The 23,870-nt window shown below is 41.8% G+C and carries 17 protein-coding genes; 8 read left to right on the top strand and 9 right to left on the bottom strand.

Annotated elements, in window-relative coordinates:
* Positions 1–56: 56 nt before the first annotated feature.
* Positions 57–1,277 carry a glycosyltransferase gene (locus NFU46_RS10130; protein ID WP_251601581.1) on the bottom strand — a complete coding sequence of 407 codons (1,221 nt, stop codon included), beginning with the start codon at positions 1,275–1,277 and terminating at the stop codon, positions 57–59.
* Positions 1,274–2,281: a LacI family DNA-binding transcriptional regulator gene (locus NFU46_RS10135; RefSeq protein ID WP_251601583.1), complete on the bottom strand. Its 1,008-nt coding sequence runs from the start codon at positions 2,279–2,281 to the stop codon at positions 1,274–1,276. The genes NFU46_RS10130 and NFU46_RS10135 overlap by 4 nt, the downstream gene beginning before the upstream one ends.
* A gap of 162 nt (positions 2,282–2,443) precedes the next feature.
* On the opposite strand from NFU46_RS10135, the gene NFU46_RS10140 reads away from it, so the two are divergent.
* Positions 2,444–4,897, top strand: coding sequence for a prolyl oligopeptidase family serine peptidase (locus NFU46_RS10140; protein WP_055197292.1), 2,454 nt, complete (start codon positions 2,444–2,446; stop codon positions 4,895–4,897).
* 124 nt (positions 4,898–5,021) lie between these two features.
* Here NFU46_RS10140 and NFU46_RS10145 read toward each other — a convergent pair whose 3' ends face one another.
* Complete coding sequence (locus tag NFU46_RS10145; protein ID WP_251601585.1) at positions 5,022–5,927, bottom strand: LysR family transcriptional regulator; 906 nt, start codon at positions 5,925–5,927, stop codon at positions 5,022–5,024.
* 106 nt (positions 5,928–6,033) lie between these two features.
* Here NFU46_RS10145 and NFU46_RS10150 point away from each other — a divergent pair, with 106 nt between their 5' ends.
* Together NFU46_RS10150 and NFU46_RS10155 are read left to right on the top strand one after the other, a co-directional pair.
* Complete coding sequence (locus tag NFU46_RS10150) at positions 6,034–6,795, top strand: SDR family NAD(P)-dependent oxidoreductase (protein WP_251601587.1); 762 nt, start codon at positions 6,034–6,036, stop codon at positions 6,793–6,795.
* A 91-nt stretch (positions 6,796–6,886) separates the two neighbouring features.
* Positions 6,887–7,504 (top strand): LysE family translocator, encoded by a 618-nt coding sequence (locus tag NFU46_RS10155; protein ID WP_054562642.1) that lies wholly within the window; start codon positions 6,887–6,889, stop codon positions 7,502–7,504.
* A gap of 58 nt (positions 7,505–7,562) precedes the next feature.
* On the opposite strand, the gene NFU46_RS10160 is transcribed toward NFU46_RS10155, so the two are convergent.
* Entirely contained in the window at positions 7,563–8,471 is a 909-nt protein-coding gene (locus NFU46_RS10160; RefSeq protein WP_058584682.1) for a LysR family transcriptional regulator, read from the bottom strand.
* Positions 8,472–8,589: 118 nt separating this feature from the next.
* On the opposite strand from NFU46_RS10160, the gene NFU46_RS10165 reads away from it, so the two are divergent.
* Positions 8,590–10,566 carry a ligand-gated channel protein gene (locus NFU46_RS10165; protein WP_251601589.1) on the top strand — a complete coding sequence of 659 codons (1,977 nt, stop codon included), beginning with the start codon at positions 8,590–8,592 and terminating at the stop codon, positions 10,564–10,566.
* Positions 10,567–10,641: 75 nt separating this feature from the next.
* Here the strand turns inward: NFU46_RS10165 and NFU46_RS10170 are convergent, their stop codons facing one another.
* Genes NFU46_RS10170 through NFU46_RS10180 form a run of 3 tightly spaced genes read right to left on the bottom strand, consistent with a single transcriptional unit; the run spans position 10,642 to position 14,509 of the window.
* Positions 10,642–11,562 carry a sugar kinase gene (locus NFU46_RS10170; RefSeq protein ID WP_251601591.1) on the bottom strand — a complete coding sequence of 307 codons (921 nt, stop codon included), beginning with the start codon at positions 11,560–11,562 and terminating at the stop codon, positions 10,642–10,644.
* On the bottom strand, positions 11,562–13,049 hold the full coding sequence (locus NFU46_RS10175) for a UxaA family hydrolase (protein ID WP_251601593.1): 1,488 nt from the start codon (positions 13,047–13,049) through the stop codon (positions 11,562–11,564). The genes NFU46_RS10170 and NFU46_RS10175 overlap by 1 nt, the downstream gene beginning before the upstream one ends.
* A gap of 2 nt (positions 13,050–13,051) precedes the next feature.
* Positions 13,052–14,509, bottom strand: coding sequence for a tagaturonate reductase (locus tag NFU46_RS10180; protein ID WP_251601595.1), 1,458 nt, complete (start codon positions 14,507–14,509; stop codon positions 13,052–13,054).
* A 379-nt stretch (positions 14,510–14,888) separates the two neighbouring features.
* Between NFU46_RS10180 and NFU46_RS10185 the strand changes: the two genes are divergently transcribed.
* From NFU46_RS10185 to NFU46_RS10200, 4 genes are all read left to right on the top strand, one after another.
* Positions 14,889–15,785: a TRAP transporter substrate-binding protein gene (locus NFU46_RS10185; protein WP_156426482.1), complete on the top strand. Its 897-nt coding sequence runs from the start codon at positions 14,889–14,891 to the stop codon at positions 15,783–15,785.
* Positions 15,782–16,267 (top strand): TRAP transporter small permease, encoded by a 486-nt coding sequence (locus NFU46_RS10190; RefSeq protein WP_062565778.1) that lies wholly within the window; start codon positions 15,782–15,784, stop codon positions 16,265–16,267. The genes NFU46_RS10185 and NFU46_RS10190 overlap by 4 nt, the downstream gene beginning before the upstream one ends.
* Positions 16,267–17,568 (top strand): TRAP transporter large permease, encoded by a 1,302-nt coding sequence (locus NFU46_RS10195; protein WP_251601597.1) that lies wholly within the window; start codon positions 16,267–16,269, stop codon positions 17,566–17,568. The genes NFU46_RS10190 and NFU46_RS10195 overlap by 1 nt, the downstream gene beginning before the upstream one ends.
* A gap of 88 nt (positions 17,569–17,656) precedes the next feature.
* Entirely contained in the window at positions 17,657–18,673 is a 1,017-nt protein-coding gene (locus tag NFU46_RS10200) for a LacI family DNA-binding transcriptional regulator (protein ID WP_251601599.1), read from the top strand.
* Between the two features lie 35 nt (positions 18,674–18,708).
* Here NFU46_RS10200 and uxaC read toward each other — a convergent pair whose 3' ends face one another.
* Positions 18,709–20,151 (bottom strand): glucuronate isomerase, encoded by a 1,443-nt coding sequence (gene uxaC / locus NFU46_RS10205; RefSeq protein ID WP_251601601.1) that lies wholly within the window; start codon positions 20,149–20,151, stop codon positions 18,709–18,711.
* Positions 20,152–20,439: 288 nt separating this feature from the next.
* Complete coding sequence (locus NFU46_RS10210) at positions 20,440–23,220, bottom strand: TonB-dependent receptor (protein WP_175078801.1); 2,781 nt, start codon at positions 23,218–23,220, stop codon at positions 20,440–20,442.
* Positions 23,221–23,870 lie beyond the last annotated feature (650 nt).

Below are 23,870 nucleotides of genomic sequence, written 5' to 3' on the forward strand. Positions count from 1 at the left end.
GACCAGCGCGATTTTAGCGACAAAAGCCGCTATGTCTAGTGTTATTTACGGCAAAATTACTTATTTTTTGCTTCAATCCACTGCGCCATGTATTGGGTCGAACGCATGGTGTGATGTTTGAGCATTTGGCCGGTAAAATTTTGCTGTCTATGCTGCGCTAATGACTCACTAATGGCGGTGATTTTAGCGATTAACTGCGACTGAAGTTTTGATTTATCATAATATTTTTGCAATAACTGCTGGCCATTTTGCTGTGCCTGAGTAAATAACGCTTCATCTTGATAAAGTGCCACTGCTGCATCTGCAAATTGCTGTGCATCTTCACAGATTGCGCCTGACCAAGGCTCATTTTGATGCATGCCTTCACTACCAATAGGAGTTGTTACGCTCGGCGTTTGCATGATCATCGCTTCGAGTAACTTACCCTTAATACCAGCCCCAAAACGCAGTGGCGATAAACATACTCGGGCATCTTCCATCACTTGATAAGCATCATCAGCCCAGCCTTTGATTAAAAAGCCGGTTTTTGGATTGTTCAGTGCTGTTGCCTTTGGTGGCGGGTAAGAGCCATAAATGTGGAGTTCGGCATCGGGTAATTGTTTGCGGATCAGCGGCCAAATCTGTTGTAAGTACAACACTGCATCCCAGTTTGGCGCATGACGAAAATTACCAATGGTCATAAAGTGTTTACGCTCTGAAAATGATTTGGTGCTGGTGGGGATATGCTGTAAATCAACCAAAAATGGTAGGTGGTGAAGTAGGGCGTTATCGACTTTGAAAATGTCATTGAGTAGCTGCATCTCGTAATGCGAGATAATTAAGCTGATGTCTGAGCGTAAAATAGCCGCGATTTCTCGCTTGGCAATATCACTGTGTAAATCGCTATGGCTGAATTCTCTACCTGCTTTATGAGCGTCGTGACGGGCATTTCTTAGACACTGTAAATCTTCGGTATCGAGAACTTTAAGTGCATTAGGGCAGTATTTGTCGACTCGCCAACCAAACTGTTCTTCCATCATAAAGCGGTCAAACATCACAATATCAGGGTTATACGCTTGTACGTACTCATCAAAACTAGAGCAGTTTAATGCAATTACTTGTGTGGTAATGCCATCTTCGTTGAGATCCACCATGTGTTCGGTTTTTTGCGCAGGGCTTGCAAATTCGACTTGCCAGTTTTCTGCACGAAAGGCGCGCAGGAGTGACATCATGTGGGTGCCGGCTGCCGACGAATTAGGCTCAGGCCATACATAGCCGATCACTAACACTTTTTTCATTGACTTGAATCTCGTATTTTTAAGTTAACATCCACCAAGGTGCGAACTGGCGGTGTTGATTTATCTAATAGTTCTTTTAGCACCTGACAGGTGCGTTTACCGATTTCATCGGCATTAATGGCGATGGTTGAAAGAGAAGGTAGCATTAAGCGGGAATCTTCTAGGTCATCAAAGCCAATAACTTTAATGTCTTTACCCGGCTCTAGGCCATGTTGGCGCATAGCTTCAATCGCGCCATAAGCAATCACATCATTAAAACAGACAATGGCTCTGGTATTTGGCGCTTGTTTTATAAGGGTATTAAAGGCTTCTCGGCCACCTTGGCGGTTTGTCGGTGCTTGAATAACCGGTTTTTCGTCAGTGATATTAAACTGCTCAAGCGCAGCTAAAAACCCACTTAAACGTTCATGGTAATCTGATATTTCTGCGGTGCCGCCTAAAAAGGCTACCTCTTCTATGCCTTGCGATAAAATATGGCTGGTCGAAATATGTGTGCCTTTTTTGTTATCAGGCAAAATACACGGCGCTGCTGAAAAGGGAATTTCACGCATGATATTAATAACCGGAAAACCACTATTTATTAAATCATCTTGCCACTGTTGCTCAGTCCCCGGTGCCGGACACATAATAAACGCCGATACGTTGTATTCTTTTAGGGTTTTCACCACTTGAGTTTGCCTTTCGACACACTCCGCAATATTCACCAGCATTGGCAGCATGCCAAGCTCAAAGATGTGTTTTTCGAGGCCAACAGCAAGCTGAGCTGAATACGGGTTGGTTAAGTCATTTATAACCAACGCGACGAGGTTTGAGCGCTTGCTGCGAAGTGCTGCAGCATCGCGGTTATACACATAGCCAAGCTTATCAATGGCAGCCAGTACTTTTTCTTTACTTTTTTTACTGACCTTATCACTGTTGGTAAGGACCAAAGACACGGTTGATTTTGAAACTTGTGCTTGTTCAGCTACATCCCAAATTGTGACTTTGCCTGTCGATTTTTTCATTTTTATTAGCAAAAAGTGGCGAATAGAGTGCTTTTATTTTAGCGTAATTTAGCTGTTTAAGTCACTGATTGGCTGCCAAAAGGGTCGAAACTCTTTATGAAATGCTGCAAACATGTTCTACTTGTTTACAGAATCGAAAATAAAAACGAAAAAGGAACGAACATGAAAGCATTTAAACTGCTTTTTGCGCTAGTTATTGGCGCAGCTGTTTGCACACCCAGTTTTGCTAATCAAGGTTATCAAACTCCATCGCCTGCACTGGCTGCTGTGGTTGACGCTAAGCTTGCACCGAGTAGTTATTTATCGAATGATGGCCAGTGGCTGGCGTTATTTGATAGAAAACGCATCGATACGTTACAAGACTTAGCCAAAGAAGAGTTGAAACTTGCGGGTATTAAGCTTAATCCTGCTAATTTTTCTCGCTCACGAGTGCGTAATAAGTTTACATCGTTAGTGCTTAAGCATGTTGAAACCGGTTCTGAAATTGTTGTATCTGGTTTGCCAAATGGCATTTTACGCTCACCAAGTTGGTCAAGCGATAGTCAATACTTGGCGTTTGTGGTTGAGCAAGCATCGAGTGCTAACTTATGGGTTTATAATGTAAGTACTAAGCAAGCCCGCCAGTTAAGTGATACACCACTTAATTCAGTGCTAACGCGCACGCCTTATACTTGGTTGCCAGATAGCAGCGCCATTGTAGCTAATGCAGCGGTTAATATTGGTAAAGCACGTATCAGCAACGACAGCTCGCAGATTGTACCAGTTATTCAGCAAAGTAGTGGTGAAAAAGCGCCTGCTCGTACTTATCAAAACTTGTTAACTAGCCCATATGATGAAGCACAATTTAAGTTTTTTGCGCAAAGCCAGCTGACTTATATTCCGCTTAGTGGTCAGGGCCAACCAATTGGTCAACCGGGCTTAATTAAATCGTTTTCGGTCTCACCTGATTCAACCAATATTTTGGTTGGCATGATTGATGAGCCTTTTTCTTATCAAGTGCCTTACAGCCGATTTGCTGCGACTTGGCAAATTTGGGGGATGCGTGGCTATACGCTAGCAGAGCTTGCGAAGCAGCCTTTAGCAGATAACATACCACAAGGTTATGACAGTGTGCGTACTGGTCGCCGCGAATTTCAATGGCGAGCAGATCAAGGCGCTGAAGTCATTTGGGCAGAAGCACAAGACGGCGGTGATATGAAAACCGACGTTCCTCATCACGATTACCTTTATAGCCTAAGAGCACCATTTAAACGTGATGCTAAGTTATTTGCTAAAGTTGAACGCCGTTTTGATTCAATTACTTGGGGCAACGGTAATGTTGCTCTGTTATCTGAATGGCGCTTTAGCGACCGACAAGTTCGCACATTTGTTATTCAACCACGTAATGCAGATAAAAACCGTGTGCTATTTTCCGAACGCAGCTATAACGATGCCTACAAAAACCCAGGTTACCCAATTTATGAAAAAAATGATTTGGGCGCTGATGTATTAAAAGTCGTTGGCGGACGCTATCTTTTCTTACGCGGTAATGGTGCATCTGAAAAGGGCAATATTCCGTTTTTAGACCGTTATGATGTAAAAACCAATACCACAACACGCATTTGGCAATCAGAAGCGCCATACTATGAGCGTGTGCGTGCAATGCTTGATGATGAAGGCGAGCGTTTAATTACGATTCGAGAATCTAAAACTGAGCAACCTAACTTCTTTATTCGCGACCTAGACGATAAAACCCTGACTCAACTTACGACTTTTGAGCACCCTTATCCAGAATTTAAAGGAGTAACTAAAGAGCTAATTCGATACAAGCGTGATGATGGTGTTGAGCTTAGTGGTACGCTTTATTTACCGCCGGGTTATGATTCAACTCAAGGCCCGTTACCGGTTCTAATGTGGGCTTACCCGCTTGAATATAAAGATAAAGCCGTTGCGTCACAAATGCGTGAGTCGCCGTATGAATTTACCTACATCGGTTATTGGGGGCCAATGCCTTACCTTGCAAAAGGTATTGCTGTGTTTGACGACCCGAAAATGCCAATTGTGGGTGTTGATGGTAAAGAGCCAAACGACTTATTCCGTAAGCAGCTGGTGGCAAGTGCTAAGGCTGCGGTAGATGTACTTGTTGAAAAAGGTGTGGCAGATAAAGATAACATTGCCATTGCAGGCCACTCTTATGGTGCCTTTATGGTGGCGAATTTATTAGCGCACAGCGATTTATTTAAAACCGGTATTGCCCGCAGTGGTGCTTACAACCGCACCCTAACGCCATTTGGTTTCCAAGGTGAAGAGCGTGATTTTTGGCAAGCGCAAGATGTGTATGCGGCTATGTCACCGTTTTTCCACGCTGAGAAAATCAATGAGCCTATGCTGATGATCCACGGTCAAGAAGATCCAAACTCGGGTACCTTCCCAATGCAAAGTGAGCGTATGTATGCTGCATTAAAAGGCCTAGGTAAAGAAGCCCGCTTAGTAATGTTACCTTATGAGGCGCATGGCTATCGTGCCCGTAAGAGCTTGCTGCATGTGCTTTGGGAGCAAGAGCAGTGGTTAGATAAATACTTATTAAGTGATGAAAAACCCGCAGAGCCAGTTGCCGCTGAAGGTGTTACTCAGTAATTAGTAAAATATTAAAAATCCCCGCCTTATAGCGGGGATTTTTGTATTAATGGTAGCGTTTTGTTTTTATTGGAAGCCGCTTTAAAAGAATCAATTCAACAATGAGCCGAGTATTTATTTAACACTAGCTCTGCGTAATCGGTTTTAATTGCTCGCTTAACCAATCAATAAACACTCGGGTGCGCCTTGGTAAATGGCGTCGATTTGGGTAGACGATATTCATAGGCATGGGCGGCAAATTATAGTCAGGTAAAACTTGGATAAGTTCACCACAGCTGAGCTCGTCAAGAACTCCATGACGAGGCACTTGAATAAGACCAAGCCCTGCTAAGCACGCTGCTTTGTAGGCATCCGTGTTGTTAACTGTAAGTTGTGATTTCATGGTCAGGGTTTGCCAATCGCCTTGTGTATCTTGGTATTCGAAGCCGGGGTCAAGTTGACCGAGTGTTTGGCTATAGCGAACAATGTAGTGCTCGGCTAAATCGTTAAGTTTTGTGATGTTGCCATAGTTTTTAATATAACCTGGGCTTACACAGTTAATCATCGGGCAGTGGCCAATTCTTTTTGCAATCAGCGATGAGTCTTCTAATTGGCCGACTCGCACTACACAATCAAAGCCTTCTTCAATTAGGTTAACTCGTCTGTCAGAACTGCTCAGTTCAATCTCTAATTGTGGGTGTGCAGATAAAAAGCTGTCTAGATTCGGCAGCACTAAACGTCTGCTAATTGGCTGTGGCATATCTACTCTAAGACGCCCTGATAACGCTTCGTCTTTTTTATGAAATAGGGTTTGTAGTTCGTCTATATCAGCAAGCATATCTTTGCAGCGTTGATAAAAAACCGTGCCTTCGTTGGTCAGCGTAACTCGCCTTGTTGTGCGGTTTAGAAGCCGAGCACCTAACGTATCTTCGAGTTGTTTGATCAACTGCGAGACAGATGATTTAGGCATGCTCAGTGCAAGTGCTGCAGCCGAAAAGCTTTTTAGCTCTGCAACCTGAACAAAGGTTTTCATGGCATTCAGTTCATTCATGATTGTTTGTTATTTACGAACAGTTAATTCAATTTTACATGGTTTATCTGGTTTTGCAGTGTAAATATACTGGTTGCTCACAATTACTTCAAAGCAAAAGGTAAACATGATGAGCAATAAAATTGCAGTGATCACAGGTGGTAATCGCGGTTTAGGTAAAAATACAGTTTTAAGTTTGGCACGTAAGAACATTGATTGTGTATTTACTTACAGAAGCCATAAAGATGAAGCGCAGCAAGTTGTAGAAGAAGTCGCAGCGCTAGGGGCAAAAGCCGTCGCCATTCAACTTGATGTGAGCGATATTTTAGGTTTTGCTGAATTTAAACAAACACTTGAAAGTACCTTGGCAACACTATGGCAAACCTCTCGATTTGATTATTTAATTAATAACGCAGGCCATGGTAGTGACAGTGCATTTGCTGATACCAGCGAAGCTATGTTTGATAATTTGATGAATGTACATGTAAAAGGTGTGTTTTTCTTAACGCAAACATTGCATGAGATGATCAATGATGGCGGGCGTATTATTAACTTATCTTCTGGGCTGACACGCTTTGCATTACCAGGAAAAGCGGCCTACGCCACCATGAAAGGGGCCGTTGAGGTATTGACCAAATACATGGCAAAAGAACTTGCTGGTCGCAATATTGCCGTGAATGTCGTCGCACCTGGTGCAATTGCCACTGATTTTGGTGGCGGTGCTGTCCGTGATAATGACCATGTTGCTCAATTAGTCAGTTCATTTACAGCTATGGGGCGCGTTGGCCAAGCTGATGATATTGGCCCTATGATTGCGCAATTACTCGGTGATGAAAACCGTTGGGTAACCGGACAACGCATTGAAGCATCGGGCGGTATGTTTTTATAAGCCTGTTAGCAATCGCGTGTTTGTTTGCTTATTTAAGTGAATGTGATTTAATCGCTTTCTCTTTTTAAGCAATAAACATGTGATTGCATTTATGCTCGATTTAGCAGTACTCGCGGTTTTTATTCCGACCTTTTTCTTTGTTTCTATTACACCTGGTATGTGTATGACGCTCGCCATGACGTTAGGGATGAGTGTGGGCGTTAGACGTACGCTGTGGATGATGGTCGGCGAGGTGTTAGGCGTTGCCACGGTAGCCATTGCTGCGGTGATTGGGGTTGCTAGTATTATGCTTAATTACCCTGAGTTATTTGCCTTTTTAAAATACTTAGGTGGTGCGTACTTAATTTACCTAGGGGTTAATATGTGGCGCGCTAAAACCAGCTTTAAACCTAATGATGATACACAGCAGCAAATTGGTCGTGGGCAATTGTTTTCGCAGGGGTATATTACTGCCATTGCAAACCCAAAAGGGTGGGCATTTATGATTTCTTTACTCCCTCCGTTTATTAATGTTGATTTAGCGGTTGCTCCTCAGCTTGCGGTATTAGTGAGCATTATTATGCTGAGCGAATTTATCTGTATGTTGATTTACGCAACAGGCGGTAAAAGCTTAAGGCTGTTTTTGGATAAAGGCGATAATGTGAAGTGGTTAAATCGTATTGCTGGCGCGCTAATGATGTGCGTAGGTGTTTGGCTGGCGCTAGGTTAATACTAATTTGGATAATACCCATCCGAATACGGCAAATGGGTATTATCCTTGTAGCGTCTTAATCAACTAATTCAACTTGCTTAGACACATGGTTAAAACACAGTTTTAATGTATCAATGGCAGTTTTTGTTTTTGCCGCTAAGCTGTCTCTGGCTGGTGTTACGGCATAAACAGTGTAATTTGGCATTGCCCACTCGGGTGCAATTTCAACCAGCTCTTTCGATTTTAGTAAATGCCTGACTTCTGGCTCTGGTAATACGCCATAGCCAACACCATCACACACTAATTTAATTAAGCTTTGCATATTATTTACGGTGATCTTTGCTTTCGGTAACGGCTTGCTTGCCAGCGTTGACGGGTTAAACGCATTACTGTCGGCGTTGCTGTGGGCGATACGGGCAAAGTTGCCAAGGTCTTCCCAATTGGCTTTATCGAGTTTGCTAATTGCATGGTCTTTATGAGCACATAGCTTTAACGGCCAAGTTGCTAATTTACGAGCAACGAGGTTTGAGTCAGTTAATGGGCCAATCGCAATCGCTAGGTCAGCGCCGCATTTGATCATATCAATTGGCTCATCAGTCAAAATTAACTGAATACGTAAATCATCAAACTCGTTAATTAAGCGATCTAATGGCTCGCTTAATAGGCCACCGCCAAACCCCACAGGCGCAACTAATTTGAGCTCGCCACTGGGTTTATTTTGTAATTGTTGCAATTGCGTACTGGCCTGATCAGCCAGTGCCAGTATTTTTAAACAGCTTTGATAATACAGGTGGCCCGCTTCGGTTAAAGTCAGTTCGCGCGGGCTGCGGTTAAATAGGCTCAATCCGATTTCTTGTTCTAATTGCTTAATGTGTTGACTGACAGCCGATGTGGTCATCGATAACTCTGCAGCTGCACTGCTCATGTTGCCTGTTTCAACAGTACGTGAAAATACACGCAATGTTTTTATCAGCTTGGAATTCATGGTTCAGGCCTTCTTAATTCAGTTTTAAGAAATCGTAAATTGTGAAAATCGGGACTTCTCATTAGTATGCAAACGCTAATTATTATCATTTATAAATAAAAAGTCACGGAGTATTATTATGACGAGGGTTGTTTCTTCTGTTTTACCACTCACTGCTGCTGTTTTAGCAGGTCTTTCCCATTTTGCATACGCTGATGACAAAAAACAAGACATGGAAGTAATAGTTGTATCGGCTTCCGGTTACGAGCAAATGCTTAAAGAGGCACCAGCCAGTATCAGTGTTATTGACCGTGAGCAGCTTGAAAAACGTTTTTATCGAGATCTAACCGATGCAATGACCGACGTTCCCGGTGTAGTTGTCACAGGTGGTGGCGACAGAAAAGATATCAGTCTTCGAGGGATGGCAAGTCAATATACTTTGATTTTAATTGACGGCCAGCGCCAAACCTCACGCGAAACTCGTCCAAACAGTGATGGCCCAGGTGTAGAAGGGGCATGGACTCCACCTATTTCAGCAATTGAGCGTATTGAAGTTATTCGCGGCCCAATGTCTTCACTATATGGCTCAGATGCAATCGGTGGTGTTATCAATATTATTACCCGTAAAACACCTGAAAAATGGTACGGTGAAGTACGCTTAGACAGCACGATTCAAGAATCAAGTGAATCGGGTAATATCAACCAAGGCAGCTTCTTCACTGCGGGTGGTTTAATTCCTGAGTTATTAGGTATGCAGTTATCTGGTCAGTTTTCAAAGCGTGACGAAGACGATTTCGAAGCCGGTTTTCGTGGTAAAGAGCAAAGTAATATCAAAGCAAAGTTTATCTTAACGCCTTCTGATAACCACGAAATCATGCTTGAAGTAGGTTCTGCAAAACAAAAACTCGACGAAACATTAGGTAAAACAGTTGCTCCTTTAGCTGAAGGTGAAAGCTGTGGTCGACGTGGTTGCCCAGAGTCATCAACCACAGAGTACGACCAAGAAAGCTACTCACTAAGCCATAATGGTTTTTATGATTTTGGCTCATCACGCAGTTACTTAAAGTACGATAAATTCGATAATACCTCTCGCGAAATGTACGTCGAAAATACCGATGCGCAAACAAGCTGGACTTTACCATTTACCAATCATAATGCTGCATTTGGTGCGTCATATTTAAAAGAAGAGCTAGACGATTACACCAGTAACCGCATTAGTGACCTAACGCATGTTGAGAACGAGCAGTGGTCAGTATTTGCCGAAGATGAGTGGGCTGCAACCAAGCAGTTTAAACTCACTACCGGTCTTCGTTATGACCATGATGGTAATTTTTCAGGCCATTTCAGCCCGCGTTTGTATGGCGTGTATACAGCAACTAAGTCGTTGACGGTGAAAGGCGGCATCTCAACAGGCTTTAGAGCACCGAATATTCGTCAATCTACCGCAGCTTGGGGGCAAGTGAGCCGAGGTGGTAATATTTACGGTAACCCAGATTTAAGCCCAGAAAAATCAGTAAACTACGAAATGGGTATCTACTATGATGCCAGCCGTGATTTATCGCTTTCAAGCACCGTATTTTACAACGAGTTTGAAGATAAAATTACCCGTATTTCGTGCCCACTCACTCAGTGTACTGATGGACCAAACCAGTTTGGTTCAATGCCAACGACCTATGTCAATGTGGATGAAGCCGTTACGCAAGGCTTTGAGTTATCAGTATCTTACGACATTACCAGTGAGCTTGATGTAAGTGCCAACTACACCTACACCGACTCTGAGCAAAAAACCGGTGAATACAAAGGCAGCCCACTTAACCAATTACCGAAGCATATTTTACAAACATCAGTTAATTGGCGCCCGGTTGATAAGCTAGGTACCTGGCTGCGTGTTCATTACCGCGGCGAAGAAAGCCAGCCGACAACAGGCCCGTCGCAAGATAGCTTAATTGCGCCAGATTACACCTTGGCTGATATTGGTGGTAACTATGATTTAAGCCGCAGCATTAAGTTAGGATTTGGTGTTTATAATCTGTTTGATAAAGAAATCACTGAAGATGAATACGGATATGTTGAAGATGGTCGCCGTTATTGGGTTTCTCTAGGCTTTAACTTTTAAATAATTATTAAGTTATTCGTATTTGCAGGTTTAACCACTAAGTTAATTGGTGGTTAAACCTTATTTTAGTAAAGCTTAGGTTGTTATCTCAACGATAGCGCCGTGGTGCTGAATGACTTGCCCTGCAATATAATTTCCTTGTTTTGCGCATTTTTCGATAGCTTGATCCTGCAGCCAAGCCGATAAAAAACCAGCATTAAATGCATCTCCTGCCGCTGTTGTATCAATGACTTTGTTAATTTTATTGGTAGGATAATGCGTTGCATTTTGTTGCTCTAAAGTACTGTATTGGCACCCATTTCCACCATCTTTAATTACAAGTTCTTTAACGCCTAATTGATGAAGCCACTCTCTACAAGCTGAAATATCTTTGCAACTCCAAATCATTGCTTCATCATCAAACGTAACCAAAGCCAGGTCGGCTAATTGCGCCATCCGCTTATTAATATCCTGACAGTATTGCATCGAGTGCCATAACGAAGGCCTGTGATTGCTATCATAAATAATTTTTACACCTGCACGTTTTAAGTTTGTCAGTTCGTTAAGTAATGCATAGCAATCATCTGGGGGCAAAATTGCCAAACTAATGCCTGATAAATAAATAGCATCAAACTCAGTTAATTTATTGATGATATTATAAAATTTGGGCTGCTGAACAAGGTGTTTTGCTGCAGAATTATTGCGCCAATATTGAAAAGAACGCTCGCCATGTTGGTCTGTTTGAATCATATAAAGGCCAGCGTGTCTTTGCTTATCTTTGAGAACAAAGTCGCAATTTATTTGATAATCCTGCCAACGAGCTATCATAGCTTGGCTTAATGCATCTTCACCCATGGCAGTGAAGTAACAAACATCAATTCTTTCGCCTGCTAATTTCTTTAGGTAAATTGCGGTATTCATGGTGTCACCACCAAAGTTTTGTTGCATGGCTGTGAACAGCTCGCCAGACAATTCCACCATACACTCTCCAATAATGGCGACTTTTTTAGCCTTCATTACAGAGTGACTCCTTTTTTCCAAATAGCGACTTCACGAATATCATTAACTTCGTTACAAGTTGGCTTGCCATTTACTACCTCAACTAATAAATCGACAAACTCCTGATGCACTTCAGGCATGCTTTTACCGCTGACTAGCACACCGGCATCAAAGTCTATCCAGCGCGTTTTTTTATTTGCTAGCTCTGAGTTAGTAGCAATTTTTAAAGTCGGCACAAAGCCACCATAAGGCGTACCTCGGCCGGTTGTGAATAACACAATATGACAGCCTGCAGCGGCAAGTGCGCTGGTGGCAATGGGATCATTACCTGGTGCATTGAGTAAATTTAAACCAGCAACACTTAAGCGTTCACCATACTCAAGCACAGCCTGCACTTTGCTTGTGCCAGCCTTTTGTGTACAACCCAACGACTTATCTTCTAATGTACTAATTCCGCCTTTTTTATTGCCTGGAGAAGGGTTTTCGTAAATAGGCTGATTATGTGCTTTGTAATAACCTTTAAAGTTATTAACCATGCTGACAAGTTGATTAAAGGTTTCTTCATCTTTACAGCGAGACATGAGTAGTGTCTCTGCACCAAACATTTCGGGGACTTCCGTCAGGACTGTCGTGCCTCCTTGAGCGATTAAGTAATCAGAGAAGTAGCCAAGCATAGGGTTGGCTGTGATCCCTGATAGGCCATCACTGCCTCCACACTCAAGGCCAAATTTTACTTCACTGAGTTTGCCGGTTTCTCGCTTATCGTGTTTAACGACGCTGTAGATTTCTTCTAGTAGAGCTACGCCATCTTCAACTTCATCATCAGAGTGCTGTGAAATTAAAAACTTAATTCGTGATTCGTCTATTTCACCTAAACCCGCTTTAAAAGCTGCTAATTGGTTATTTTCGCAACCTAGACCAACGATTAACGCGCCACCGGCATTAGGGTGTAAGGCCATATCTTGCAATAAAACTTTTGTGGTTTCTAAATCATCGCCTAACTGAGAGCAGCCAAATTGATGTGGAAATATGTGTACGCCATCAATTTCAAGATCAGCATGGTTACGTAAAAACTCATCTTTCATTTGTTTGATCATGCCATTCACGCAGCCAACGGTTGGGATCAACCATATCTCGTTGCGAATACCAATCTCACCATTGGCACGACGATAAATATTAACCTCAGGTGATGGCTCCTCAGGGGCTTGTGTAACGAACTCTGGCTGATATTGGTATGTTAATTCATCATGCAATGTTGTTTTGATGCAATGTGTGTGTACCCATGCGCCAGGATTAATATCTTCAAGTGCAAAACCAATTGGGGCGCCATATTTAATGACTCGCTCACCCTTAGCAATCGGCTTAAGCGCAACTTTATGACCCTTATCTATGTCTTCTAACGTTTTAAAAGAAAAGCCTTCAAATTCGATTCTTTCATTTGCATTGATTGGCTGTAAGGCAATCGCCACATCATCAGTATTGTGAAGTCGTAATAGTCTGCTCATGCTTATGACTCCAATAAGTTAACAAGCGTTTGTTCAACTGAGCTTGATAGCATTAGACTTAGTTGCTCAGTCACTTTATCTGTAAGGCCTGCAATTTCATTTAAGTCTTTATCCCAATGCCAGTTTGCAGCTAACACAGAGCTTACTAGCTCATTGGTTGTTATTGATCCTTGCTGATGTTGTTGCCATTGCTCGTTGAATAAAGCCAACCACTTTGGACTGTCGGCTAATTCAATTTTGTCGTCATTTCGCTCGCCACGATAAAACAATATTTGCCCAGCTAAAGCTGTTGCGATGAGTGGTGGTACAGTTTTGTTGTCGCTAATATATTGCTCTAATTGAGGTAACAAGCGTGTTTTGAATTTAGTCATGCTATTTAATGAAATAGACATCAGTAGGTGACATATATAAGGGTTTCTAAAGCGGTTTAATACGTCATTAGCGAAAATCTGCAACTCTTCTTTAGGTAAGGATAGAGTCGGGATGATTTCATCAAATATCAGTTTAGTAACGTATTTTTCAAGCAGAGGTGAAGCGAGAGCCTCGCCAACCGAATCAATATTTGCCATATAGGCAAGTGGAACCATAGCAGTATGGGCACCGTTCAAAATAGCCACTTTTCGTTGCTTATAAGGCGCAATATCGTCAACAACCTTAATGTTTAAGTCACTTCCTTCAAGGTGTAATACATCAGCTAAATGCTGTGGTCCTTGGATCACAAATAAATGAAAGTACTCAGCTGTTACCATGAAGTTGTCGTAATAACCGCATTGTTGCTGTAAAGCTTGATGTTCATCGCGCGGAAAACCCGTCACAATACGGTCAACGAGAGATGAACAAAAATGATTGTGCTCGTTAAGCCAGTTTACAAACTCGCTTGGTAAATCCCATATCTGACTGTACTGCAATACAATCTCTTTAAGCTTTTCGCCATTATAATCAATAAGTTCACAAGGAATTATGATCATGCCACTACTACTTGCACCATTGAAGTGCTTGAAGCGGTGAAATAACCATTGCGTTAGTTTTGCAGGAAATGCCTTTGCAGGGGTATCAGATAACTTGTCCTCGGGAATGTATTCAATGCCGGCTTCTGTCGTATTCGAAAAAATGACTTTAAGGTCGCTGTTCTCGGCAAGCTTTAAATAGTTATCAAACTCTTTGTAAACTGGGATTTCTTCGTTAACGCAACTGATAATACGCTGCTCAGAAACAGCTTTGTTTTGCTCATTGATACCACGAATAATACAGGTATATAAGCCATCCTGTATATTAAGAAGTGGCAGCGAGTCGTAGTCGATGGGTCTGATGATAGCAACACCGGCATTTAAACCGGTTTGTTCGTTAAGCTTATCTATTTGCCAATCGACAAATGCACGTAAAAAATTGCCTTCTCCAAACTGCATAATACTCGTTGGATATTTGTTTTTATTAAAGTTTTTACGATTTAAAGTTTGCATTTTTGTGCCCGCTCTTAGCATTGTTACAGTGTATTGCAGAACATAGTAGTTAATTTTGCCACCGGTGGCAAATAAGATTTGACAATTTGCTACCGGTAGTCAAAACTGGCCTTTAACAAATAAGTAATACAATTAACGTTTGTTTATAGCTATCCATTGAAAACTCACAAAATTTTTTAAATGGATACGCAGGTCATAGCTTGGATTGCCGTGTACCTTAATGAAATATAAAGGATTATATAAGACAACATGAACACACAACTGAACACACAAAGAAGACACAACAATGCATAAAAATCTTCTGAGCACGCTATTTCTCTGCTGCTGTTTACTTTTTATCAGTGCTTGCAGTGACGACAACAAGGTTATTCGCCTAACAATGGCGCATACATTAGATAGCCGTCATGTTACTCATCAAGCCATGGAGTATATGGCAGAGCGTTTAGCTTATTACTCTGATAATCAAATGGAAATTGTGATTTATCCCGCAGCACAATTAGGCACGGAAAGAGAGTTAATAGAGCTATTACAAATCGGTAGTTTGTCGATGACAAAAGTATCGTCAAGCCCACTTGAAGGCTTTGTGCCTCAAATGAAAGTATTTGGGGTGCCTTATTTATTTAACGATAGTGAGCACTTTTGGAAAGTACTCAATAGTCAGCTTGGGCAAAAATTGCTTGATGACCTAGCTGTAGCTCGCCTTAAAGGGCTTGGCTATTATGATGCGGGGAGTCGCAGTTTTTACACAACAGATGCTGCTATTAGAACGCCCGATGACTTAATTGGTAGCAAAATTAGAGTTGTAACTAGCCCAATGGCTATTGCTACTGTGCAGTCTTTAGGTGGCGCTGCCACTCCCATTGCGTGGGGTGAACTTTATTCTGCGCTGCAACAAGGTGTTGTCGATGGTGCAGAAAATAACCCGCCTAGCTATTACCTATCTCGTCATTATGAAATTGCGAAATACTACACCCTAGATGAACACACTTTTGTGCCTGACATCGTAGTTGCTAGTCAAAAGGTTTGGCAGCAATTAACGACTCAGCAGCAACACTGGCTGAAGTTGGCAATGCAAGATTCTGTTACCTATCAACGTAGTTTGTGGCAATCAGCATCTGATCAGGCATTACAGGCCGTTGTTGATGCGGGTGTTGAGGTTATTTACCCAGATAAACAAGTGTTTCAAGAGAAAGTAGCCCCTTTTCATGCCTCATTTAAAGGCACGCCTATCGCCGCACAAATTGCGGCAATAAAAGCGATGCAGGAGGCGTTATGAAAGAGTTTAATGCGAAAATAAATCAGCTCATTGAATGGGTATTAATTGTTGCGATGTTTGCCATTGTTGCAGTCGTTAGTTGGCAGGTGTTCTCACGCTTTATTTTGCGGTCCCCTAACTCTTACACTGAAGAACTTGCTCGTTTTTTACTTATGTGGATTGGCGTTTTAGGTGCTTCGTATGCCTATCGTACCCGAGCACACTTAGGGCTTGATCTTTTCTATCAGAAGATGATTCCAACGATACGTCGTAAGTGTTCATTTTTAATTGAGTTTTCAGTACTGATTACCGCGCTCAGCCTATTAGTTTATGGAGGCGGTATGTTGATGAACTTAAGCTTTGCATTAGATCAACGTTCAGCTGCTCTTGGGATCAATATGGGGTTCATTTATGTTGCTTTGCCAATTAGCGGCGTACTTATCACACTTAATTGCATTGAAAATATCATTTATTTTTTTAGACAAACACAGGAGCAAGAATAATGGAAATGACAGCCATCTTGTTGCTTGTTTGTTTTTTCACACTGCTCCTAATCAATGTACCGATCTCGATTAGTATTGCTCTGTCGACCTTGTTAGCACTGGTTTTACACATGGATTTTACTCCAGCGGCAACGACCATTGCGCAGCAAATGATAGGTGGAATAGATAGCTTTGCACTACTGGCCATTCCCTTTTTTATTTTATCGGGTCTGATCATGGGGCAGGGGGGGATAGCTAGGCGTTTAATTGAATCTGCTATGGCTATGGTCGGTTTTTTACCGGGCGGTCTAGCGCTGGTCAATGTGATGTCTTGTATGATGTTTGGCGCAATTTCTGGTTCAGCAGTGGCGGCCACATCGGCGATAGGCAGCTTTATGGTGCCAGAAATGAAAAAGCACGGTTATAGTGAAAATTTCGCCGCCGCAGTTACGGCCAGCGCAGCAACAACGGGTATGCTAATACCGCCAAGTAACATCTTAATCATTTATGCCATAGCAAGTGGTGGTGTGTCGATCGCGGCATTGTTTGTTGCCGGTTATTTACCAGGTATTTTACTGGGCTTAACACTGATGTTGGTCTGTGCCATCTATTCTTTAAAAAATAACTACCCCGTAGCAGCACGTTTACCACTTGCTTTAGTTTTAGAAAAAGTGATTGCAGCCATCCCTAGTTTGCTTCTCATAATAATCGTTATTGGCGGTATTATAGGGGGGGTATTTACAGCCACAGAGGCCGGTGCTGTCGCTGTATTATATGCACTGGTTTTAGCCGTTTTTGTATATAAAGAATTATCGCTAGATGAGTTACCTAAACTACTGCTAAAAGCTTGTGAAACAACGGCAATCGTGATGCTTATTATTGCCGCTTCTAGTGCGATGTCGTGGGTTTTATCATATTCACACATTCCGCAAATGGTGAGTCAATTTTTCTTAACCTTAAGTGATAACCCATTACTGATTTTGTTATTAATCAATCTCATTTTAATATTAGTGGGTGCTTTTATTGATATGACACCTGCTGTGCTTATATTTACTCCGATCTTTTTGCCCGTTGCAGCACAGTTTGGCATGTCGCCAGTGCAATTTGGGGTAATGATAGTGCTTAATTTATCAATCGGTTTGGTATCGCCGCCGGTTGGTAGTGTATTGTTTGTCAGTTGCGCAGTAGCAAAAACTTCGCTTCATAAAATCATTAAGCCAATGCTGCCTTTGTATTGTGTGATGTTTATGGTGCTTATGTTGGTGACCTATTTACCTGCCATAAGTGAGTTTTTACCTCGCTTGCTAGGGTTGATTGATTAATAAAAACAATTGCTTTGCTAGAGTTAACAGCTTTTATGGATAAAAGCTTGGTGCTACTATAGCTAAGTTAGTTATTTCGGAATCTTCTATGTCAGTGACAATTAATGATATTGCCCGCTTATCGGGGGTATCAAAACGTACCGTTTCTCGTGTAATAAATAGCTCACCTGCGGTAGGTGAAGCAACACGTGAAAAAGTGCTTGAGATAATAAAGCAAACAGGCTTCTCGCCAGATAAGCAAGCCAGGGGTTTAGCCTCAAGCCGTTCGTATTTGTTAGGGCTAATTTATGATAACCCTGATGCACTCTATATTGATGAAGTGCAACGAGGTGCATTGAGTGTCTGTGCTGAATTAGGCTACGAGTTAGTGGTACACCCAGGTTCTGCAAAACGCGAAGATTTTGTTGATGACTGCTTACGCTTTATTGCTCGCTCAAAATTAGATGGCGTCATTATCTTGCCTCCGGTATCAGAAAACAAAGAGCTCGCTGCAGCTTTAAGAGATGTTGATTGTCCATACGTAAGGCTTGCATCAGTTGATTTGGATGACGCTGATAATATTGTTGTATCTGACGAGCGTGCAGCAATGCGTGATATGGCAGACCATTTAGTCGAATTAGGCCATCAGGACATTGGCTTTATTTCTGGCCCACAAAATTATCGTTCATCAATAGAGCGTTTAGCTGGCTTTTTAGCTGAATTGCAGGTTTATGATGTAAATTTACCCTCAGAATATATTGTTGAAGGCAAGAATAGTTACGACAGTGGTTTAGAGTGCGCTAGGGAGTTGTTAAGCAAACAACCTAGGCCAACAGCAATCGTTGCTAATAATGATGAGATGGCTGCAGCTGTGCTCCGTGTGGCTAACAACCAAGGTATTAAAGTGCCAGAACAGTTATCGGTCGCGGGGTTCGATGACAATATTCTTGCATCTCGGATCATTCCATCGCTGACAACAATACGCCGACCTGTATTTAATATGGCATGCTTAGCCGTACAAAAGTTGATTAATCGCTCTCGTGGTAATCAAGACAAACTACCTATGCCAAAAACAGTAACGCCACATCTGGTGACACGCGAATCAACATCTCGAGTTCCTAAGTAAGCACGGCATTATGGCAGTAATGCCGTGCTAGATTTTTATAAGTTATACGCCTTTTTAACCAACCCATAAGTTAGTTGATAAGCAAGCTCGTGGGCTGTTTCAATCGTTATTTGATGATTTGTAACAAGCTCTGCTAAGTAGCGGCAATCAACTCGACGTGCCACATCATGCCTTGCTGGAATCGATAGAAAAGCTCGCGTGTCATCATTAAAACCGACCGTATTATAGAAACCTGCGGTTTCAGTTGTTTGCTGACGAAAACGCAGCATACCTGCAGGGCTATCATGAAACCACCATGCCGGACCTAGTTTTAAACTAGGGTAGTGACCAGCAAGCGGTGCCAGCTCACGACTGTAAGTCGTTTCATCTAGGGTAAATAAAATGATTTTTAACTTTGGATGATTACCATATTTAGTTAAAAGAGGCTTAAGCGCATTAACATACTCGGTTTGGCTCGGAATATCTGCGCCTTTATCACGGCCAAATTGATTGAAAATTGGCTGGTTATGATTACGATGTGCACCAGGATGAATTTGCATCACAAGGCCATCTTCAATACTCATACCTGCCAGCTCCGTTAGCATTTGGCCACGAAATAGCTCTTGCTCTTGTTCTGTTGCGTTACCTGTGCGGCATTTTTTAAATAATGCTTCACATTCAGATAATGATAGATCAGCTGTAATCGCACTGGGGTGACCATGGTCGGTTGCAGTTGCTCGACCTTCTTTTTTAAAGTAAGCGCGACGAATTCGGATCGCTTCTAAATAACCTTGCCAAGTACTGGTATCTTGGTCTGTTAATTCGCCAAGCTTAGCGAGGTTATCAGTAAAGTCTTCTCGGCTCGCATCCACAACATCATCAGGCCTAAATGTGGTTATAACTCGTTTGGCCATGGCCGTTTCAGCCATCTCTTTATGATGTTCTAGTGAGTCTAATGCACCTTCAGTTGTTGCTATGAGTTCTATATTAAAGCGATCCATTAATGCTTGCGGTTTATAAGCATCTGTTGCAAGTTCAGTGGTGATTTTATCGTAGTATTGTTGTGCGTTTTCAGAGTTAAGTTTTTCTTTAAAACCAAATACATCATAAAAAACGGCATCTAACCAATAGCCACTTGGGGTGCCTGCAAATAGGTAATAGTTATCCGCAAAAATCTGCCAAGCTTTTTTTGGATCTGCATTTTTTGATCGTGTTAAATCGCCATCGATACCATGCTCAGGAATACCAAGCTCGGTTAAATCAATACCTTGGCTGTAAAGCATTCTAAATACATAGTGATCTGGTTTTATAAAGAGTTCAGTGGCGTTACCAAAGTTAGGGTTTTTATTAAACCACTTTGGGTCTGTATGGCCATGTGGGCTGACTATTGGAAGGTCTTTTATTTGTTCATAAAGCTCTCGGGCAACACTAACAATTGCCGGGTCACTCGAAAATAGCCTATCAGGGTGAAGTGAAAGCGGCTGTGATTTAATTGACATAAGGTTCCTCAAAATCTTGCGTTGCCAGCGGTGGCAAAATTTAAATATGTAATGACTAAACTTAATTAGCAGTGAGTAACTTAGGCACGTTAGTTGTTTTTTAATGGCCTAAGACTGTTATTTATGCAAACAACTTTAGCAAACATTGCCACCGGTGGCAATGTTGTTGCGAGTAGATAAATCTAGTCTATCTAAAATGAAAAAAGCACTGACCCTAAGGGTACAGTGCTTTATTTTCTAACTTGATGGGGAAATCAAATAAACCTTCCTTGGTTTTGCTAAACTTAGTTAGAAGCTATAGCGGAATCCTAAGCCGAATGTACGGCTATAAATAGACGCTGAGTCGTTTAGAACAGTTGGTAGTTCGTAGTATTGACGATAAACCTCATCTGTTAGGTTTGTTGCATCAAATGTCACAACCAAGTCTTCAGTGACATCGTAACTTACTTGGAAGTCTAAACTTTGTTCTGGTCGACGATAAACTCCTCGTGGATGCGCGAAACGACCTGAGCCATAGCGATTTAAGAATGAGTCACGCCAAACGTAAGAGAGGCGAGTGCTGAAATTTTCTCGTTCATAAATTAATACACCGCTGTAAGAGGTATCTGAAACACCAAATACGCTTCTGTTTGTGTACCCTGTTAATTCACCTTCGTTGCTGAAGATTGGAATGTCTTGATCCGAATCTAAGAAGGTACCACTTGCTTGAAGGCCAATGCCATCTAACCACTGTGGAACAGATTCAGGGAAGTAAACTAAGCCAACTTCAACGCCTTTAAGAACACCATTGGAGGTGTTGCCAGGTTGAGAAAGTATATAATCTTCCATCTCGCCTGTTTCTGGGTTTGGAAATTGAGCTTGGCGTAATGAATCAAAAACAAACCCTTCAATATCTCTGTAGAAGTAGGTCGCATACGCTGAGCTACCTTCATTAAAGTAGTATTCTAGTGAGAAGTCATAGTTAGTAGATTCAACTGGGCGTAGACTTTGATTACCACCGCTAGCGTTGCCGTAGCCAACATTTGTAGTGTCTGGACGTAAATTAATAAAACTATTTAATTGGCCAAACTCTGGGCGGCGTAAGGTTTGCGTATAAGCAAAACGAGTTATTAGATCATCACTTAAATGGTAGCGTAGCGTTAAATTAGGTAAGAACTTTGCGCTACTATTTCGGCCAGTACTTTGTACTATGCCACCAACTTCTCCATCCCAGTGGTAAAAGTCCATGTCAGCGCCTGCGTAGGTATAGCGAAGACCAATATCACCGTCTAATCGATTACCAAAAAGTTGTGTTTCAAATTGGCTTTGCACATACGCAGCCCATGAAGTTTGGTCGATATCGAAGTTCTTTTGTAGCGTCATTCGACGCTCGCCATCGGCGCTATCGTAGAAATTAAACGTATCACGATACTCTGCACGGTTTTGCCATAAGTTTTTTGCATTAAAGGCAACCCATGATCTCGGCAAATCACTTTTCCCATCAAAGAAATCACTATTTACGTAGTGCGCTTCTGAGCCTAGAGATGCTAATGGAATAGGGTTAAATCGATTAGAATCACGACTACTGCTATCAGCTGTACGTTTATCATAACGAACACCTGCTTTAGCTTTTGTAAAGATACCCCAGTCAACATAGAAGTCGAGGTCAAGCGTGAATGTTAAGCCATCACCATTATCCTCACCGCCGTTGTCGAACATGGTACTGGTGGTCCATAAGCTTGGATCGGTTAAATCAAGTGGAGTACCAAACTCTTCATCGTAAACAGTCCATGCCATGATGCCGTCTTCATGATTGAAGTCTGCCATGACAAATGGAAAACGAGTATTTGCCTGCATAGCAACAAACTCACGTTCATATTTACTTGTTTGATAGACCAACTCAGATTTTAGTGTTGCATCTTCAGATAGCGCCCATTTACCACCTAATGCAAACATGTAGCTATCAGTTTGGCTCTTAGAAAAGTCGCCGCTGGTAAATGCACCTGAGTCACCCCAAGCACGAGATTTGATGACATTTGTGCCTTCAAATAAGACTGGTTGTGTCACCGTTTCTACCCGTGAAGAATCTGCGTATGAAAATAGTAGGTGGTTATTACTTTCGTTACGGTAGCCATTGTAAAATGCTTCGAAAATATACTCTGATGTATCATTTGGTGCCCATTGAAATGACAGGTTTACTGCCGGGCGTTCACGTTTACCAGTTAGATCTGACTGATTTAGTGCGTCACGACTTAGATAGTACTCAACCTCACTGTCAGTTGCAGGGTCATACATGGTTGCCCCTGGCGTTCTGTCCATACCGTGTTCAAGGCCTGTTGGCCATGGGTAAATGCGATTTAAGTTATCAGCTCTAAATGGCACGAAACCACCTGGTGCACTATTCTCATCTCGGTAGCTGGTGCTAGCAAATGAAAGGTTAATTAATGCGCCGAGATCACCAACTGATGATTCCCAACGATTGCTGGCAAGCACACTTACTATAGGATCGGTTTCTTCAGATTGGTCTTGATAAACGCCACGGGCATTGACCACAACCTTTGAGCCTTCAAAATTAAATGGGCGTTGGGTGCGAACATTAAGTTGACCCGCAATACCGCTCGCTAATTGGCTGGCGTTGCGTGTTTTGTATACCTCTACACTTTCAAGTAGTGCCGCAGGTATGTCTGCAACAGCAAGTTGACGCCCTGCTGCGGTGAACATTTCGCGGCCATTAATTGTTGTTGTAACATCGGTTAAGCCACGGATTGTAACAGTATTTACTTCACCCGATGCGCGGTCTGTTACCTGTACACCCGTTACACGTTGTAGCGCCTCAACAAGGTTATTATCAGGAAACTTACCAATATCTTCGGCAACAATCGCATCAACAACCTGAATTGATTGGCGCTTGATATTAACGGCTTTATTTAAGCTGCTTCGGATCCCAACAACTTCAATTATTTCAAGGGAATCATTGTTGTCATTTGCTTGAGCGTTTTGTGTTTGCTCTGCAGCCTCATCTGCTGCATAAACACATTGCCCAAAAAGGGCCATACAAATTGTGCTGGCTAATGTCGTTTTCTTAAACATTTAAAATAACCTCCAAAATTATTTTAATGCGAATCAATAACAGAAGTTATTTGATTCAGTGTTAAATCAGCATCATTAGAAAAACCTCTAATGTTCGACAAGGTGCTGATATCGTGTGTTTTTTTATTAAGTGTATTTTTCCTGCATTTTTGCCACCGGTAGCATTTTTAGCCAAATAGTTGCACCGCAAGTAAGCATGCCAGGCTTGTTGTGTTGTCTTCATCCCCCTAACCACGCTCCTAAATTTTATAACACAGAAAATTTAGATGTTTAAGTATTATTATATTCTTTTTAATAATTTGTTACTTATTTCTGTGTATTTTAAAAATAAGTCATTTATTATCAATGGTTTAACTTTTTAATGATTTTCAAATAAAGAATTTAGATGTGTAGTTACATGGCGGTTTGTATTATTTTTTGCTTCATAAAGAGAGGGTTCAGTTGTAGTGCAAGGTTTAATTTCTTTTTGGTGCAAGACAAAAAATAAATGATTTTATTGTTAATTTATTTATTAAAATTAATGCTGTAGGTCATTTTTTAGCGTCAAATATGATGAGTAAAACACGTGAACAAGGTGGATGAAACCTCAAAATGCTACCGGTGGCAATTGTATTATGATATGTATATAATTAATGTTAATATTAGCTTGT

The organism is Pseudoalteromonas sp. NCCP-2140 (genome assembly GCF_023708065.1).
GTDB lineage: Bacteria > Pseudomonadota > Gammaproteobacteria > Enterobacterales > Alteromonadaceae > Pseudoalteromonas.